At 47.7% G+C, this 14,787-nt stretch carries 17 protein-coding genes and 1 pseudogene; 4 read left to right on the top strand and 14 right to left on the bottom strand.

The genetic code is table 11. From position 1 onward, the window contains the following. Nucleotides 1-28: 28 nt before the first annotated feature. Complete coding sequence (locus VYM24_RS24100; RefSeq protein WP_330941076.1) at nucleotides 29-2,125, bottom strand: tetratricopeptide repeat protein; 2,097 nt, start codon at nucleotides 2,123-2,125, stop codon at nucleotides 29-31. A 138-nt stretch (nucleotides 2,126-2,263) separates the two neighbouring features. After that, entirely contained in the window at nucleotides 2,264-2,587 is a 324-nt protein-coding gene (locus tag VYM24_RS24095) for a nucleotidyltransferase domain-containing protein (RefSeq protein WP_330942291.1), read from the bottom strand. A gap of 224 nt (nucleotides 2,588-2,811) precedes the next feature. Between VYM24_RS24095 and VYM24_RS24090 the strand changes: the two genes are divergently transcribed. Next, nucleotides 2,812-3,105: a nucleotidyltransferase family protein gene (locus tag VYM24_RS24090; RefSeq protein WP_118423181.1), complete on the top strand. Its 294-nt coding sequence runs from the start codon at nucleotides 2,812-2,814 to the stop codon at nucleotides 3,103-3,105. A 73-nt stretch (nucleotides 3,106-3,178) separates the two neighbouring features. Here the strand turns inward: VYM24_RS24090 and VYM24_RS24085 are convergent, their stop codons facing one another. From VYM24_RS24085 to VYM24_RS24045, 9 genes are all read right to left on the bottom strand, one after another. After that, on the bottom strand, nucleotides 3,179-3,529 hold the full coding sequence (locus VYM24_RS24085) for a type II toxin-antitoxin system RelE/ParE family toxin (RefSeq protein WP_276944719.1): 351 nt from the start codon (nucleotides 3,527-3,529) through the stop codon (nucleotides 3,179-3,181). Then, nucleotides 3,523-3,717 carry a hypothetical protein gene (locus tag VYM24_RS24080; protein ID WP_117707816.1) on the bottom strand — a complete coding sequence of 65 codons (195 nt, stop codon included), beginning with the start codon at nucleotides 3,715-3,717 and terminating at the stop codon, nucleotides 3,523-3,525. Before VYM24_RS24080 ends, VYM24_RS24085 begins: the two co-directional genes overlap by 7 nt. Before the next feature lie 253 nt (nucleotides 3,718-3,970). After that, a complete protein-coding gene (locus tag VYM24_RS24075) occupies nucleotides 3,971-4,441 on the bottom strand; it encodes an HU family DNA-binding protein (protein WP_330941075.1) in 471 nt (156 codons plus the stop codon). 261 nt (nucleotides 4,442-4,702) lie between these two features. Further along, complete coding sequence (locus VYM24_RS24070; RefSeq protein ID WP_330941074.1) at nucleotides 4,703-5,086, bottom strand: hypothetical protein; 384 nt, start codon at nucleotides 5,084-5,086, stop codon at nucleotides 4,703-4,705. A 307-nt stretch (nucleotides 5,087-5,393) separates the two neighbouring features. Continuing rightward, nucleotides 5,394-6,428, bottom strand: a complete 1,035-nt coding sequence (locus tag VYM24_RS24065) for a hypothetical protein (protein ID WP_330941073.1) — start codon at nucleotides 6,426-6,428, stop codon at nucleotides 5,394-5,396. 45 nt (nucleotides 6,429-6,473) lie between these two features. Then, entirely contained in the window at nucleotides 6,474-6,776 is a 303-nt protein-coding gene (locus VYM24_RS24060) for a hypothetical protein (RefSeq protein WP_330941072.1), read from the bottom strand. After that, nucleotides 6,776-7,357 carry a helix-turn-helix transcriptional regulator gene (locus VYM24_RS24055; RefSeq protein WP_138293028.1) on the bottom strand — a complete coding sequence of 194 codons (582 nt, stop codon included), beginning with the start codon at nucleotides 7,355-7,357 and terminating at the stop codon, nucleotides 6,776-6,778. The genes VYM24_RS24060 and VYM24_RS24055 overlap by 1 nt, the downstream gene beginning before the upstream one ends. 275 nt (nucleotides 7,358-7,632) lie before the next feature. Beyond that, nucleotides 7,633-8,532, bottom strand: coding sequence for an Rpn family recombination-promoting nuclease/putative transposase (locus VYM24_RS24050; protein WP_330941071.1), 900 nt, complete (start codon nucleotides 8,530-8,532; stop codon nucleotides 7,633-7,635). 527 nt (nucleotides 8,533-9,059) lie between these two features. Then, nucleotides 9,060-10,340 (bottom strand): O-acetylhomoserine aminocarboxypropyltransferase/cysteine synthase family protein, encoded by a 1,281-nt coding sequence (locus VYM24_RS24045; protein WP_007667750.1) that lies wholly within the window; start codon nucleotides 10,338-10,340, stop codon nucleotides 9,060-9,062. Between the two features lie 119 nt (nucleotides 10,341-10,459). On the opposite strand from VYM24_RS24045, the gene VYM24_RS24040 reads away from it, so the two are divergent. After that, nucleotides 10,460-11,500: an N-acetylmuramoyl-L-alanine amidase family protein gene (locus tag VYM24_RS24040; RefSeq protein WP_044532872.1), complete on the top strand. Its 1,041-nt coding sequence runs from the start codon at nucleotides 10,460-10,462 to the stop codon at nucleotides 11,498-11,500. Nucleotides 11,501-11,509: 9 nt separating this feature from the next. Here VYM24_RS24040 and VYM24_RS24035 read toward each other — a convergent pair. Continuing rightward, nucleotides 11,510-11,650 (bottom strand): annotated as a pseudogene (locus VYM24_RS24035) (DMT family transporter); the annotation flags it as partial. Nucleotides 11,651-11,852: 202 nt separating this feature from the next. Here VYM24_RS24035 and VYM24_RS24030 point away from each other — a divergent pair. Next, complete coding sequence (locus tag VYM24_RS24030; RefSeq protein WP_330941070.1) at nucleotides 11,853-12,707, top strand: DUF6845 domain-containing protein; 855 nt, start codon at nucleotides 11,853-11,855, stop codon at nucleotides 12,705-12,707. Between the two features lie 9 nt (nucleotides 12,708-12,716). Here VYM24_RS24030 and VYM24_RS24025 read toward each other — a convergent pair whose 3' ends face one another. Beyond that, nucleotides 12,717-13,139 (bottom strand): DUF2867 domain-containing protein, encoded by a 423-nt coding sequence (locus tag VYM24_RS24025; protein ID WP_291550792.1) that lies wholly within the window; start codon nucleotides 13,137-13,139, stop codon nucleotides 12,717-12,719. Between the two features lie 133 nt (nucleotides 13,140-13,272). Here VYM24_RS24025 and VYM24_RS24020 point away from each other — a divergent pair, with 133 nt between their 5' ends. Next, nucleotides 13,273-13,707: a GNAT family N-acetyltransferase gene (locus VYM24_RS24020; RefSeq protein ID WP_289123793.1), complete on the top strand. Its 435-nt coding sequence runs from the start codon at nucleotides 13,273-13,275 to the stop codon at nucleotides 13,705-13,707. Nucleotides 13,708-13,817: 110 nt separating this feature from the next. On the opposite strand, the gene VYM24_RS24015 is transcribed toward VYM24_RS24020, so the two are convergent. After that, nucleotides 13,818-14,678 carry an AraC family transcriptional regulator gene (locus tag VYM24_RS24015; protein WP_044532861.1) on the bottom strand — a complete coding sequence of 287 codons (861 nt, stop codon included), beginning with the start codon at nucleotides 14,676-14,678 and terminating at the stop codon, nucleotides 13,818-13,820. Between the last annotated feature and the right edge of the window lie 109 nt (nucleotides 14,679-14,787).

Here is a 14,787-nt window from a genome sequence, read left to right as displayed (position 1 = left end):
TGTTGCAAAGATAGTGAATACTATGCAATTATTCTTCTGCGGACATCACTTTTCTGATTTCAATGTCCGCATCAGCTCCTTCCGGCAATCCCAGTTTTATGCGTATCCGGTATCGTGTTTTCGAGACACTGGATTTGCTGATACCCAAGGTGCGTGCCATTTCGAAGTTGTCCAGTTGCAGCATGGCGAGCATGCAGAAGAGTTCGTCGCTGTAGGTCAGGTCGGGGCAACGGCTTCGCAGACGGTTCAGTGCTGTGGGATAAACGGCGGAGAAGTTTTGGCGGAAGCGTTCGGTGTCTTCTTTGCTGAAAAGGCTTTGTTGCAGGCTCTCCATGATGTTGTCGAGGTTGCAGGTGCTTTCGTGTGTGGCCTGGATGTCGGAGAGTTGGCGGACCAGGTCGAGATTGCGGTCGTTGAGTTGCTGGCGGTCGCGGATGAGGCTGTGCAGTTGCGTTTCCTGTTCGCGCAGCAGGGTGGCGGCGGCTTCCTGCCGGATGCGGATGGCACGATGTCTCATCACTACCCAAATGATGATGCCGGCAGCCAGCAGCAGGCAGAGTGTGCCAACGAGGAGGGTGGTGCGCAGACGACTGTCCTTCAGTGCCACTTCGGCGGTGAGGGCGCGGTTTTCCTGCTCTTTCTTTTCGGTTTCGAAGCGGATGTTGGCGGCGGCAAGCTGGCGTATCTTTGCGTCGCTGGCTATGGAGTCGGAAAGGGCTTGATAGCGGGGCAGGAAGTCGGCAAGGAGGGCGAGACGGCCGGTATGGCGGTAGCACTCAGTGAGCAGGCGGGCAGCCTGGTGGGCCATGAGGCGTTCGGAAATGTTCTCCGATTCCGTTACGGCACTTTCCAACAGGGGGATGGCGCGGAGGTATTGTCCGGCTTGGGCACAGGCGCTTCCGTAATAGTAAAGGTAGAAGGCTTGGCGATGGGCAGGTATCTGTCCTTCGAGGGTGGTGAAAATGCGCAGGCCTGCTTCCAGTGAGTCGGGCTGCAAAGTGAGCAGATGGGCGCGTTCGAGGGCGGCTTGCAGCTTATAGTAATCGTTGCCTGTACGGTTGAAGCAGCTGTCGGCTTGTTGCAGGGCGACGAGGGCATCAGCGGAACGGTTCATTTCGGCAAGGACGGCGGCTTTGTTGATGTAGGAGCGTCCGCGCAGGTTGTTCAGTATCTCGAAGTCTTTGGGGGCGTCGGTCACGATGGCGCAATAGCGCAGGGCTTCGTCGTAAAGGCCGAGACGGCGGTAGGCTTCGGTCAGGTTTTCGGCGGCGATATATTGCCCTTGTTCGTCGGGTTTGTCGGAGGGAGTGGAGGCAATGGCTTGGCGGCAGAGGGCGATGCTCTGTTCATATTTACCCTGGTGCAGGTAGATGTCGGCGAGGCGGGCGATAGCATGGGGATAGAGGCCACCCCGGAAACCGGTGTGGCGGGCAATGTCGATAACCCGCAGGAAGGCTTGCTCGGCACGGGTGCTTGCGCTGTCCACGCCCATGTAGGTGATGCCGGCGGCGGCACTCCAGTAGCTGTCGTTCTCGGGACATTCGAAGCGTCCGGTGGCTTGTGCGCGGGCAAGGAGGCCGGAAGGGAGGGTGGCGACGATACTGTCTTCTGTCCGGGCGAGCTTCATGGCTTGGTCGAGGCATTGCAGGGCTTCGGCGTGGCGGTCGAGGGGCATCAGCATCTGGGCTTTGGCGGTGAGGAGGCCGCGCAGGCAGTAGCGTTCCAGAAAGGGGAGGTGCAGGCGTTGGAGGCTGTCAAGGTGGCGGTAGCCGCCTTCAAAGTCTATTAGCAGGTTGTAGCTTACCATCAGGTAGCGCAAGGCACGGTTGCAGAGCAGGCGACCTTCGGCAGTGCTGAGGGTGTCAGAGTGTTGCGGGGCATCGGGATTGAGGCTGGCGGGCAGCAAGAAGATGGAGTCGAGATAGGGGATGGTTTCACGCTCCCGCCTTTGGTCGTAGAGTGGCTCTGTGGCGGCGAGGAAACGCAGGCTGTCGGCGTGGTAGCGGGGAGAACGGAGAGGGGCGGCTGCATTTCCGGTGATGGTTTCACTTCCGTTGCCGGTATGACAGGCGATGAGGCACAGTGGTAGTAACAGTAGTAGTAGCGGTTGTGGTATTTTATGCATGGTGGTTGTTTTCAGGTTTATACCGTAATTTGCTGACAAAGTTATATAACCAGATTGTTTCTCATATCAGTTTCTTTATCTTTTCGACAAGTTCTCTTGCTGGGGCACGCATTGCGCTGATTTCTTCTTCACTTAAACTCATACCTGTATAATTCCTTCTTGTTCAACGTTTTTATAAAACGGAGTGATGTGGCTTGCGGTCCACTCCTTCAGGGTGTACATGATGGGATTGATGCGTTCACCCAAGTCCCAGCCTAGCGTGGTGAGCGGATAGCTGACAGTGTCGTAATCGGCAGTTTCGAGTTTCTCCTTGTCAAGTACGATAAGTCTGTCCCAGTCCGAGTCCGGGCGTGCGTCGCCGCGTGCTTGCGATCCGAACAGCACGGCACGTCCGCCGGAAGGCAGGTGTTGAGCCAGCGACTGGCGGATGCTTTCGAGTACTTTATTGGCGTTGCGTTTCATAATGTCTCTTTTTAGGATACTTTTTTCGTGAAACAAAGATAAAGAAAAAAGTGTTACCCTCTGCACATAAACTCTTAAAAATGACCGATTATTCACGTACCATAACAACAGATGCCGGGGCAAACTTCGTAAAAATGAGTGCGTAGCGGTATATTTTCCGCGGTATGTCTTCTCTTTCTTGAGGAAATCGCTAACTTTGTACCTGTCACTAAAAGAAGTAAGATATGGAAACCACCCAGGAGATCGTCGACCGTCTGCGGGCTTATAAGGAAAAGTTTGCCGACAAGTATGGCATCGAACAGTTGGGACTGTTCGGTAGCGTGGCGCGGGGGGAACAGGACGAGAAGAGCGATATTGATGTCATAATCAAGTTGCGTCGTCCCAGTTGCTTCACATGCTTCGGCATTCAGGAAGAGTTGCGGAAGCTTTTTCATCGGAAAGTAGATTTGATAACCTTGCACGAAAACATGTTCCATAGTTTTCGCCAAAACCTTGATCGTGATGCGATATACGTCTGAAATGAGTGTGTAGGAGCGAATGGAGTTCCTCACGATGAAAGCGAAACAGGCTGTGGAGCGGGGTTATTTTCTCTTAGTTTTCCGCATCTTCCATATCTTTTAAAATCTCTTTAATGAACTCATCTGAAACATTTTCCATTTCATTCTTATCATAAATAAAGAGAAAGAAGACAATCCCTTCTTGTTGGTACAGACTGAGGATGAGGCGAGCACCGCCACTTTTTCCCCGCCCTTTTGCTGAAATAGCCATACGCATTTTACGGACGGTTGCAAAAAGAGGAACGCCGACCTCCGACGGAGATTCCTGAATTTCGTCCATAACCTTCAACAAATCTTGTTTCAACGTACGATATTTTTTCAATAGTCGTTTGAAGGCGACCTTAAAATCGTCCGAGAACTGGAACTTTACAGCTTCTCTTACCATTTTTCTATTTCCTTTTCAGCCTCCTCACGACTCAGTTCAGGATATTTATCACGTTCGTTCAGGCCGCGGCGGATAGCTTTGGCCACTTTGAAGCTTTCTTCCCATTGCATCATTCTCTTGAAGAAACTTTTACTTATTTCCACTGTGACATGGTCTTGACCTTCACTGATGATTTTGTAATTTCTCATAATTTTTCTCCTTTGTAATAAAATGTTTTATACCCATATTCCTCTTAGAGGTTTGGTATGCCAAAGGTACGAAAAAAAGGTGTACTCTAACGAAATATCCCCCTTAAAATCAGTTCGTTTCTAAATAGAACAACAGCAAATAGCTGTCCGCCTGTCTGCTGCTGTTCCTCTCTCTGCATCGAGGGAGGGCGTAGGGGCGCATGAGTGCCGTGTTCGCCTCCCGCCCGGTTATCGCAACGGAGTTCGGTTTCGGTTATCCCAACGGATTTTCCTCTATTCCTCCGTCTCCGCCGCTGCTGCCGCCACTGCCTGTGCCGTCCAACTGGCTGATGGAGTTGATATTTGCCCACGTCACGTTTTCGCCGACGAGGCCGCGGGTGATGGTGCTGCCTTGCCGATGCGACTCGGGCACGAAGCGTACGCGGGTGCCGGAGATTTGGTTGGCGTTCACCTTTTCGGCCGTGTCCAGGCCTTTGCCGGTGGAGATGCAGGTGTAGTAGAAGGTTCCCAGACCCTCCACGTGTACCGTGCGACCGGTGTTCATACATGTCCCCAGCACAAGGCCGAGGGCTTCGAGGGTAGCTTTGGTGTCGGCGCTGCTCACGGTGGAGATGAGCGCTATCTGCTTGCAAAGCTCGTCCATTTCGATGGGTTTGCCCACGCTCACGGCTTGGGGATGCCACTTCTTGGACAATTTTTTGTAAATAGGTTTGAAAAATGCCATATTCTATGGTTTTTTAAGTGAAACATCTGCCTGAGCCTTGTGCAGAGGGCTTGTGGAGCGGTTTTTTAGGGGTGCTGACACTTGTGCTAAGTGTCAGCGATACTTGTGCTAAGTGTCATGGACACCTGTGCTAAGTGTCGGGGATACTTGTGCTAAGTGTCAGCGAGGTGAAGCCGTATTCCGCTAAGTCTGCATTTATTATCAGGATTTATCTTAATATTCGTCAATCAAGGGGGACGCATCAGAAGTGCTTTTCTCCGCTTACTTCAGCCAGGCCACTACGTTGAGGTAGAAGTCGCTGAAGTTAGCATCCGTATAATCTTCGGCACACACGGTGTAGGAGATGCCTTTCAGACGTCCGTCGCTGCCGTATATCTGGGTGGCGCTGACCACGGTTTGGAGTTCTTCGGGATAGGAGTTCTCAATACTCACCTTCAGTTGGCTGCCGGCGCAGGTGTCCGAGCCTTCGCCCAGGAACTTGTAGGCGTAGTGACCTGTGCCTTCGTCGGCTTTGTTGAGGGTGAAATATCGATGACCCGTTTCGTCCGTCATGCTGACGGTGATTGCGCGGCTGGCGCGTGTGAAAGCGCTCCATGACAAGGCATAGCCTTTTTCTGCTCCTGATAGTATAATTTCTTTTTTCATAATGAATTTGTTTTTATCTGTGTTTCCCTCTCTCTTCCTCTTCGCAGCTTTCCCGGCAGGGAGGAACGGCAAAAAAACGAGAGTGAGGGTGAGGCAGCGTGCCGCCGACTGTATTCCCCGGTGGCTTGGGAAGTCTTTTCTGTGTGTGACCTCTCCTGCGATGTCTTCCTCCTTTCCTGATGCAGGCGGATTAGGGTGTTTCGTCCTTTTTTGTGTGGGTGAGGCTGCCGTCCGGGCAGGGACGTATGGCCCGGGATGGCAGTCTGTATTTCCTTCTTTCTGCACGCCGTATTTCGGCGGGGCAGGTTTAGTTGGCAACCTTCTTTGTGAGGTTTGCCGTTACGGTGTAGTATTTACCCGAAGATATCGCGCCACCGCTCAGCGTTACGGTGTATTCGCTACCCTCAGTATCCGTCACTGTGATGATGATTCCCCCGCTACCTGCATTGCCACGCACTAAGTAGGCTATCAGCTTTCCGTCAGTACACTGGAAACCATTTTCACCCTCTCCCAAGTGGAGAATTAGACGAGCATCTCCGATACCTTGCCCTCCGGCATACCCAGACTTCAGATTAACACTACGGTAGAGTGAGAGCCCATAGCTGCTGTCACCGCCGGTAGCGGTTAATTCCAGTTTCTTCACATTCTTATTCTTTGAATTATCAGGTAGCTGCAGGGTGAACTTCATCAGTGATACGTGTTGTTTAAAGGAAAAATGAGTTTGACCTTCGTCGGTATAAGTAGCGGTGGCGTACATGAAATCGTAATCGGAGATGTGGGCGGTGCTGTTGTTCGTGGTCTGCCGTTGCTCAACGAATGAATCCGGTTCTTTTTGTACAGTAGGAGCGGCATTTTTCGGCTTCTTTGTGAGATAGCTGAGGCAAGCTCGAAAATCCTTTCCATTGTCGTATATGAGTGCATTCTTGGGATTTACGTGGAAGGCAAAGAGTTTCGTTCCCGAGGTGACGCCGGTAAGTCCGCCTGTGGATGTAAATGTAGCTTGGGTTCCATTGGCTTGGTTGCAGGTGTATTTCTTGAAGCCGGCTTGCTCAAGGGTTTTTCTGCTTTCTTCCGTTCCTTGGGCAGGCGGCACGCCTATGTATATTTCGTCCCCCGTCTTCCAGATTACGTCCATCTTACCGCCGTTTTCTTGGTAGTTCAACCTTGTCTGCGCGCCTGCGTCTTGCGATACGGTTACGGTGGTCAGTGTGCCGGTTACGGGTTTGGTGTCCGGTTCTTGTGCGTTGTCCGGTAGGGGCATTTCGTTGGTGCAGGCTGTGGCGGCGGTCAGCATGAGGGCTGCTATGGCTGCTTTATATACCTTATTATATATATGTTTCATGGTTTTGTTTCCTTTCTTTTCTTTTAGGATGATTACTTGTTTTTGTTATTGCTCCACGGTGAGGATGTCGTTTATTAGGTCTTCCAAGTCGCTGCTCGACGCGGAGTTATAGCCTCGGTGGGCATTGCTGCTTCGGGAGGGGCTTCCCCAACTGCCACCACTCTCAAAACCCGTAAGGCTGGCACTCATCACGCTGCCTTCCAGGTCCATCTTAATCACTTCCATTTGCGGTGGCGTGTAGGTCATCTTGTTGCCGGCGGGGGTATGTGTGGCCGGGGCTTGGTGTTGTTTCATTTGTTCTGTTCTCATAATCATTTGTTTTTTAAGGGTTAATAAAAATGTTGTCATTATCTGATTTTTGTTTCTTTGTCTTCGGCGGGCTGCTCTCCGAGGAACATCATGTGTCCGGGCGGCAGTTTGTCCAGCGGTTCGCCCAGTAGCTGGAGCCATCGTGTCAGGTCTTCGTCGGCGGGCAGGCCTTTCAGTTTCTGTCGCAGGCGTTGTTTGGTCTTTATCACGCTGTTGGGCGTGATGCCCATGCTTTGGGCTATCTGTTTGTTTCGCAGACCCAGCTTGATGAGAAAACAGGTATGCTCTTCGCTGTCGGAAAGGCGGCCGTCGGTGTGTGCTGTCAGTTGCTTCAGGAAGTCGGGGTAGTAGGTCATCATGAAGCCCACCAGCATCTGGTGGCTTTGGCTCTTCACGGCGGGAGGGCTGTAGAGGATGTTTCGCTGGGCGTGCATCTGTGCCATGGGGCATTCTGCCTCGTGGCGGTGCAACTGCTGTTCTACGCGCAGCTTTATCAGGGTGTCTATGCGTCGGCGCATTCGGGGCCATCGGTGTGTTTGCAACCATTGCTGTGCCGTGATGGCAAGGGCGCATCCGCCTATAAAGGCGGCCGTGGCGAGTAGTGTGGTGTTTATATCCATTGTCAATATTCTTGTTTGTCAGTACATGTTTTGCCAATCAGCAAAACTTACGAGTTCAAGATAGGGCTTATCTGTGTAACCACCGCACTTTGTCTATGGACAGTTTGATGGACAGGTAGTGTAATTTTGCCGTGACAAGGCAAGTGAACGGCATGGTTTGTGAAAAATAACGGAAGCATGAGGGCACGAAACAAAAAAGGCGAAAGACTTTTCGGTCTTTCGCCTGAGTGGGGGATGAATGAGGAAATGTAAATATGTGTTGATGAAGGTGGGGGCTATGGCTTGTTAATCTCTTCGGAAGATAATCCGGTAGCTTTGATTATCACTTCTTCTGAAGCGCCAAGCTGTTTTAAATTTCGTGCGATAGAATAGCGTTCTTCTTCTCTTCCTTCTGCACGTCCCTCAGCACGTCCTTCTGCACGCTCCGTATATATATTGTCACGGAGAATGACGATATTATCTAAGTGACGGTAATATGCTTCGAGTTCTTCTTTTTTCATTCGGTCCAGTTTCAAACGTTCGCGTGCTTCATGTAGCCCCGGAGCTGTGGCATTGTCCGGAATATCTCCTGTATTCAGGTAATAAATCCACTCTTCCAGAGGGCTTTTAGCTACCTGATTAAAGTCATTTACTTTTAGAATATAGTATTCAGGATAAAGTTGACTTACTTGGTTCACCTTGAAGGTTTGTTTTTGGAAAGGAGTTAGTTCCAAAATGTCACCTTCGTGAATACCGCGGAATTCGGTTTTACCATGATATACGATATCTTTTCCGTTGCCTAAGGAGAAGTATACTATGTTGACGCTATATACTTTTCGTACCTTGTCATAGCCTTCTCCTCGATTGATGTATTCGGTCAATGTTTTAGATAACCCGAAAAGAATTCGTTGATAATAAGCATATTCATTATTATTCTGTATTTCGACTAATATTTGTTGTCCTTTTGTATTCTGAATTAACAGATTGATTCGAAACCTTTCACAGATATCATCGTCTGCATTTCGTTTGGTTTCAAAAATATCTAAAATGGTAATGGCTTCATTAAATAAGATGGACAGAAACCCTTCAAGTATTCGGAAATTGGCTTTATTGCGCGATAAACGCTTCATAGCCCAATCGAAACGAATATAATTACTTGCCATCAGTTCGTCTCCTTTTTCTTGTTTTGTTTTCATGCTAACAAAGGTAAAGTGAAAATGTTGAATTACAAGTCATTTGTAGTTATTTTATTTATCACTTTATTAACTGCTTGCCAAAGATAACAATTATCCCCGTACTCCGGTTGGGGAGTCGGGGATAATCTTATGGGAATAATACGTTGGCAGTCGCATTTAAGCGGAGCGATCCATCTAGTTTTCAATGATGATACTAGGCAGTCTGCCTAAATATTTAACATTATCCGTAACCATCATTCAATGATTAAGGATAGCGGTACAATTAATATATCAAAATCATCAATTAGTTTTCCTTCTCTTCTTAAATCGGCTTTAATATCGCCGAATAAAGGTATTTCATTTCTTCTTCCACTGAAGTACCGTCTTCCCATGCACCAGACAATGCATCAAAGAAGTTCTCAGAATTAGATGTCTTTTTTGCAAGATGAGATACCTTTTTTTAAAAAGAGCCACATACCCCATTTCTTATATATACGTAAATGTGGATAATGTGGCTCGTTAGTACTATTGATTATAAGAATCTGCTCTTACGCGTTCAGCGCCTGTTCAATATCTGCAATGATATCATCCGCATTCTCGATACCAACCGAGAAACGGATCAGGTCGGGACGTACACCGGCTTCCATCAATTGTTCGTCCGAAAGCTGACGGTGCGTATGGCTGGCTGGGTGCAGCACGCAGGTGCGGGCATCGGCTACGTGGGTGACGATAGCTGCCAGTTTCAGTGAGTCCATAAATTTGATGGCTACTTCGCGACCTCCTTTCAAGCCGAAGGTGACAACACCGCAAGAACCGTTTGGCATATACTTTTGTGCCAGTTCGTGATATTTGTCTCCGGGCAGGCCACAGTAATTAACCCATGCCACCTTATCGTTCTTGGAAAGATATTCGGCAACTGCCTGTGCATTTTTGCAATGTTGCGGCATACGCAGATGGAGCGTTTCAAGACCGATATTCAGCAAGAATGCATTCTGCGGAGACTGAATGCTGCCAAGGTCACGCATCAACTGTGCGGTAGCTTTGGTGATATAAGCCATTTTGCCGAAAGCTTTTGTATAAGTCAGGCCGTGATAAGATTCGTCGGGCGTACACAATCCGGGGAATTTGTCGGCATAGGCATCCCAATTGAAGTTTCCGCTATCCACAATGGCACCGCCTACGCTGGTGGCATGGCCGTCCATATATTTGGTGGTGGAATGCACCACGATATCGGCGCCCCATTCGAACGGGCGGCAGTTAATAGGAGTCGGGAAGGTATTGTCTACAATCAAAGGCACGCCGTGGCTGTGGGCGATGCGGGCGAACTTTTCGATATCGAGCACTTCCAGCGTCGGGTTGGAGATGGTCTCACCAAACAGTGCCTTGGTGTTCGGGCGGAAAGCGGCTGAAATTTCTTCTTCCGGTGCGTCCGGGTTGACGAAAGTAACTTCGATGCCCAACTTCTTCATTGTCACACCGAAGAGGTTGAAGGTTCCACCGTAGATGGTAGATGAACAGACGAAGTGGTCGCCTGCCTGACAGATATTAAAAATAGCGTAGAAGTTGGCAGATTGTCCGCTGGATGTCAGCATGGCGGCCACACCACCTTCGAGGGCGGCTATCTTGGCGGCAACGGCGTCATTCGTAGGGTTTTGCAGGCGGGTGTAGAAGTAGCCGTTCTCTTCAAGGTCGAAAAGGCGTGCCATTTGCTCGCTGGTTTCATACTTGAAGGTTGTACTTTGGTAGATGGGGAGCACGCGGGGTTCACCCTTCTTTGGAGTCCATCCGGCTTGTACGCAGAGTGTCTCCGGTTTTAATTGTTTTGCCATAATGCTATCTATTTTTATAGTTTCTTATCAATTAACGCATTTATGGGCGCAAAAGTAGGGAAAATAATTGTATTTTTGTCCGCAACAGTTGAAGTATGTTTGCTAAAAGCAGAGTAATTATGGTTCGGATATTATTTTTGTTGTTTATATCTTCTTTCCTGTTTTTCACTCCTTTCCACGCTTCGGCGCAGGAGGAAAGGGCTGCACCGAGGTCTGGTGAGGGCATTTCGGCCTTCTTGCAGCGCAATAAGCGTCCCGGTAAAGCCTACTATCTGGAGTTCCTTGAACTGAATAAAAAGCAATTACGCGGAAAACAGGAATTGCGCTTAGGGGTGAAGTACCTGCTTCCGCCACTGAGATCCAAAACCGAAACTGCTGCTAATTCATCTACTTCTTCTGCCTCTGCTGCCGGTTCCGGCAAAACAATTCATGAACCTCTTTTCGGAAAAGAACTGGCTAAAGTCCAGGTGACCGGTAACCGTTTGAAGGGTGCCTGTTTCTATGTGGTCAGCGGACATGGAGGACCCGACCCCGGTGCTATCGGTAAGATAGGGAACGTTGAACTTCATGAAGATGAATATGCTTATGATGTCGCCCTACGTCTTGCCCGTAATCTGATGGAAGAGGGGGCAAAGGTTTATATCATTATTCAGGATGCCAAAGACGGCATTCGTGACGACCGCTACCTTAATAATAGTAAGCGCGAAACTTGTATGGGAGACGCTATCCCTCTGAACCAAGTGGCTCGCCTTCGTCAGCGATGTATCAAAATCAATGAACTTTATAGAAAAGACCGCAAGAACTACACCTATTGCCGTTCCATCTTCCTGCATGTGGATAGCCGCAGCAAGCGACATCAGACGGATGTATTCTTTTATCATGCCCCCAACAGTGCCAACAGCAAGCGTCTGGCAACTACGATGAAGAATACTTTTGAGTCTAAGTATGATATGCATCAGCCCAATCGCGGCTTTACGGGCACGGTAGGCCCGCGCAACCTGTATGTATTGGCCAATTCTACTCCTGCCGGAGTTTTTGTAGAACTGGGAAATATTCAGAACACTTTCGATCAACGCCGTTTCGTAATCAGTTCCAACCGCCAAGCTTTGGCGAAATGGATGATGGAAGGCTTTATTACTGATTATAAAAAGAGTAAGTAATCACTCTTGTCAGCTTGTTTTCTTCTCGTGCATAATGACGACGGTGACTGCCGTCAATATCAACAATATGCCCAGGCCACTGCCCGGGGTGAAACTTTCTTTGAAGACCATACATCCGATAGCTACCGCCGTAAGAGGTTCTAAGGTTCCGATTCAAATTTTCATACAGGATTCTGGAATCCGTTGCAAAAGTACAAAATACAAAGGTGAAAAAATCCATAATCGAGAGCAAAATCGCTTTTATATTGTTATAAGCTCAACATCGGCTGTGTTCTTAGTTTATAAGGAGACTGTTTCCTTGTCAACTAATAAGTTGAGTATTTACGAAACTGAAATTAAAATGAAAAATTCTATGAGAAAGAAATTGTTAGTCTTGGGCGCATTTGTAAGCGCTGTTATGTTGGTATCCTGTACGGGCAGTAAGAAGGAGGCGGTGACTTATACCCCCGAAGAGATTGCAGATGCAGGGCAAGTGATGAAATATTACGATACTTCATTGGCTCTGTTGAAGAATATGGTGAAAGAGAGAGACATAAATGCTGTTCTGGGGTATATGGAACAACAGTCTAAGGTGCAGATGTTTTCGCATATCATGTCTCCAGTCATTTCAAAGAAAGATTCTGCGGTGGTGATGCAGCCGGGTGATTACTTTGGTGATGATGTGCGGCAGAACCTGATACAGAACTATACTGAACTTTTCCAGTCAAGAGGGCAGTTCTATGCTAATTTTAATAAATACCTGTCTCTGCTGAAAGAGAAGAAGACGGAAGGAATAGCGGATTTGCTGAATGATAACTATGAACTGAATGTGGAGATGTCCGAATGCAAGCAGAACATATTCGATATTCTGAGTTCTATCGTTGGGCAGGCTCAGCAAGTCTTGCTGGCAGAGAACCCGGTGAAAGAGCAGATTATTGCAATGAAAAAGATGAGCCTGACAATGCAGAGCATTATCAACCTCTATGCCCGCAAGCATGTGGAAGACAAAGCCCGTCTGGACCTGAAGATTATGGAACTGAGACTGCAACTGGACGCAGCCGAGAAACTGCCTGCCGTGAAAGGGCATGAGGGACAGACAGAGAAATTTAAGGATTTCTTGTCGAAAGCCGAAGAGTTCATGAAGATAGTGCAGGATATCCGCCAGAAGAACTCATATACTGAGGAAGACTTTGATGAAATCAGTAGCTACGGATTGAGTATCATATAATTATACCTATTATATAAGCTCTTTCACCACCCGCGGCACAATCATCTTGTGGAAAGGCTTGATAAAAAAGAAATAAATCTTTCCTAATGCATTGTGATACTGAACCACTGTCGTCACGTCTATCAGGTTATTGCCTATCTTGGCAATGGAAACATAAAACAACAGATGCTTGTCGTCCTTCCTCATGATGGCTTCGTTCTCAGTGTCTTCTATTATATAATCTTCCGATGTCAGAATGTCTCCACCTTCAATACCGAAAGGCTTCACCAGGATATTTCTGACTTTGTAAAGGAAACTAAGCCATGCCGGAGAGTGATTGAATATTTTCTTGATTACTTCTTTAGGAACAATCAGTTCCGCAGGTCTGCTGGCTTTGATGACGAATGTATCATGATAATCTGCCGGGAGGAATTTGTCGATAAGCTTTTCCATAATCAGAATAGAGGGGATTAGTTAAGATGTTCATTTCTGCAAATGTAGTGTTTCTGGGTGAAATAACCGGGATATTTGGGCAATCAATACATAAATTCAATATCTTTGTGATTTACCGTAAAATTAGATTCCTATGATAATTATCCGAAGATTAGAACTGCCTGAGTATGAGAATGCCGCAACACTTTCATTGGAAGTGTATCTTCAGTGTGGCAAGGAAGATTTTGACGAACAGGGTCTGGAAAGTTTCAAAAGCTTTGTCAAAGATAGAGAAGTGGTGAATGGGCTGGTCATTTACGGTGCGTTCGATGGAGATAATCTGGTGGGAGTGCTGGCTACGAAGAACCACGGAGAACATATTTCTCTCTTCTTTATCAAGGAAGAATATCATCGGAAAGGCATAGGGCGGAAACTGTTTGACGCCCTTATTGCAGATAATCCCGTATCCGGAATGACGGTGAACTCATCTTCTTATGCTGTTCCTTTCTACAGGAGTCTGGGTTTTAGGGAAGTGAAGGAGCCGCAAGTGACGAATGGATTGAGATATATACCGATGAAAAGAGAATAAGAAAACAGATTTTATTATCATTTCTTTCTGTCATCCTGAGCTTGTCGAAGGATCTCTTCTCTTGCACCTATGAGGAGAGATACCCCGACTACACTCAGCCTGGCAGACTCTTATTCCACCGGAATATAAATTTCTGTCAACAAATCCTCCGGTTTCGTATTGCACGGGTCATTCAGATAACGTTCGGCACTCGACTCATCTCTCATTGTACATTCCATTTCAGGAATGAACTTACCGTAAATCGTGTCGTATACGCTTTGTAGATATTCATAAGATCCTTTGTAAGTAAACACTGCATAACGTCCGGCAGGCAATTGCTTGAAGCCGACATCACCTTTGGGAGTTACGGCTACAGGCATCACCATGCAAACATCGGTACGCAACTTGTCGGCAGGCGTCACTTTGGGATCATCGTGATAGATGCAGTACGGAGACATATCGCCCATCGGCAGCTTTTCTTCTTTGATGAACTGGAACAAACGCATCCATGTGCCACCGTAATCATTCAGTTTATAATCTCCGAACAAGCGGATATAAATCACATTTCTGGCGGGCACTTCTCTTATTTCTTTCTTTAACTCTAAATCGGGTCTGATAATTGCTGGTTTCATAATTACAAAGTTTTTATTGTTACGATACTCATTAGGTGAAATTCCATAGAACTGCTTGAATATTTTCGACAGTGACGATGGTGAGGAATATCCGATGCGATAAGCAATGTCCGCTATCGGCAAATCCGAGTAACGCAACAGGCGGGCGGCGGCTTCAGTTCGTGTCCGGACTATGAACGTCCCGATTGGCTCGCCCAGAAATGCTTTCATGATGCGGTGGAAGTAGAACGGAGAGAAATGAGAAATCTTGGCCAACGATTTCAAATCTATCTCTTCTCCAAGATGGAGGTTGATGTAGTCCACCACTGCATTTACACACTTCTGATACTCTTCACGCGTTGTCTTCTTGCTATGTTCCATAGGTTCTTTATTGAATTTCACGATGCAAAAATAAGAGGAAATAGAATAGGGGACTTGTCCAAAGTTGCTATAAATTCAATATCTTTGAAATAAGATAAGCGGCATCTCA

It is taken from the genome of Bacteroides sp. MSB163 (genome assembly GCF_036416795.1).
GTDB lineage: Bacteria > Bacteroidota > Bacteroidia > Bacteroidales > Bacteroidaceae > Bacteroides > Bacteroides maternus.
Note: the sequence above shows the minus strand (reverse complement) of the source record. Positions and strands in the feature narration are given on the sequence as shown.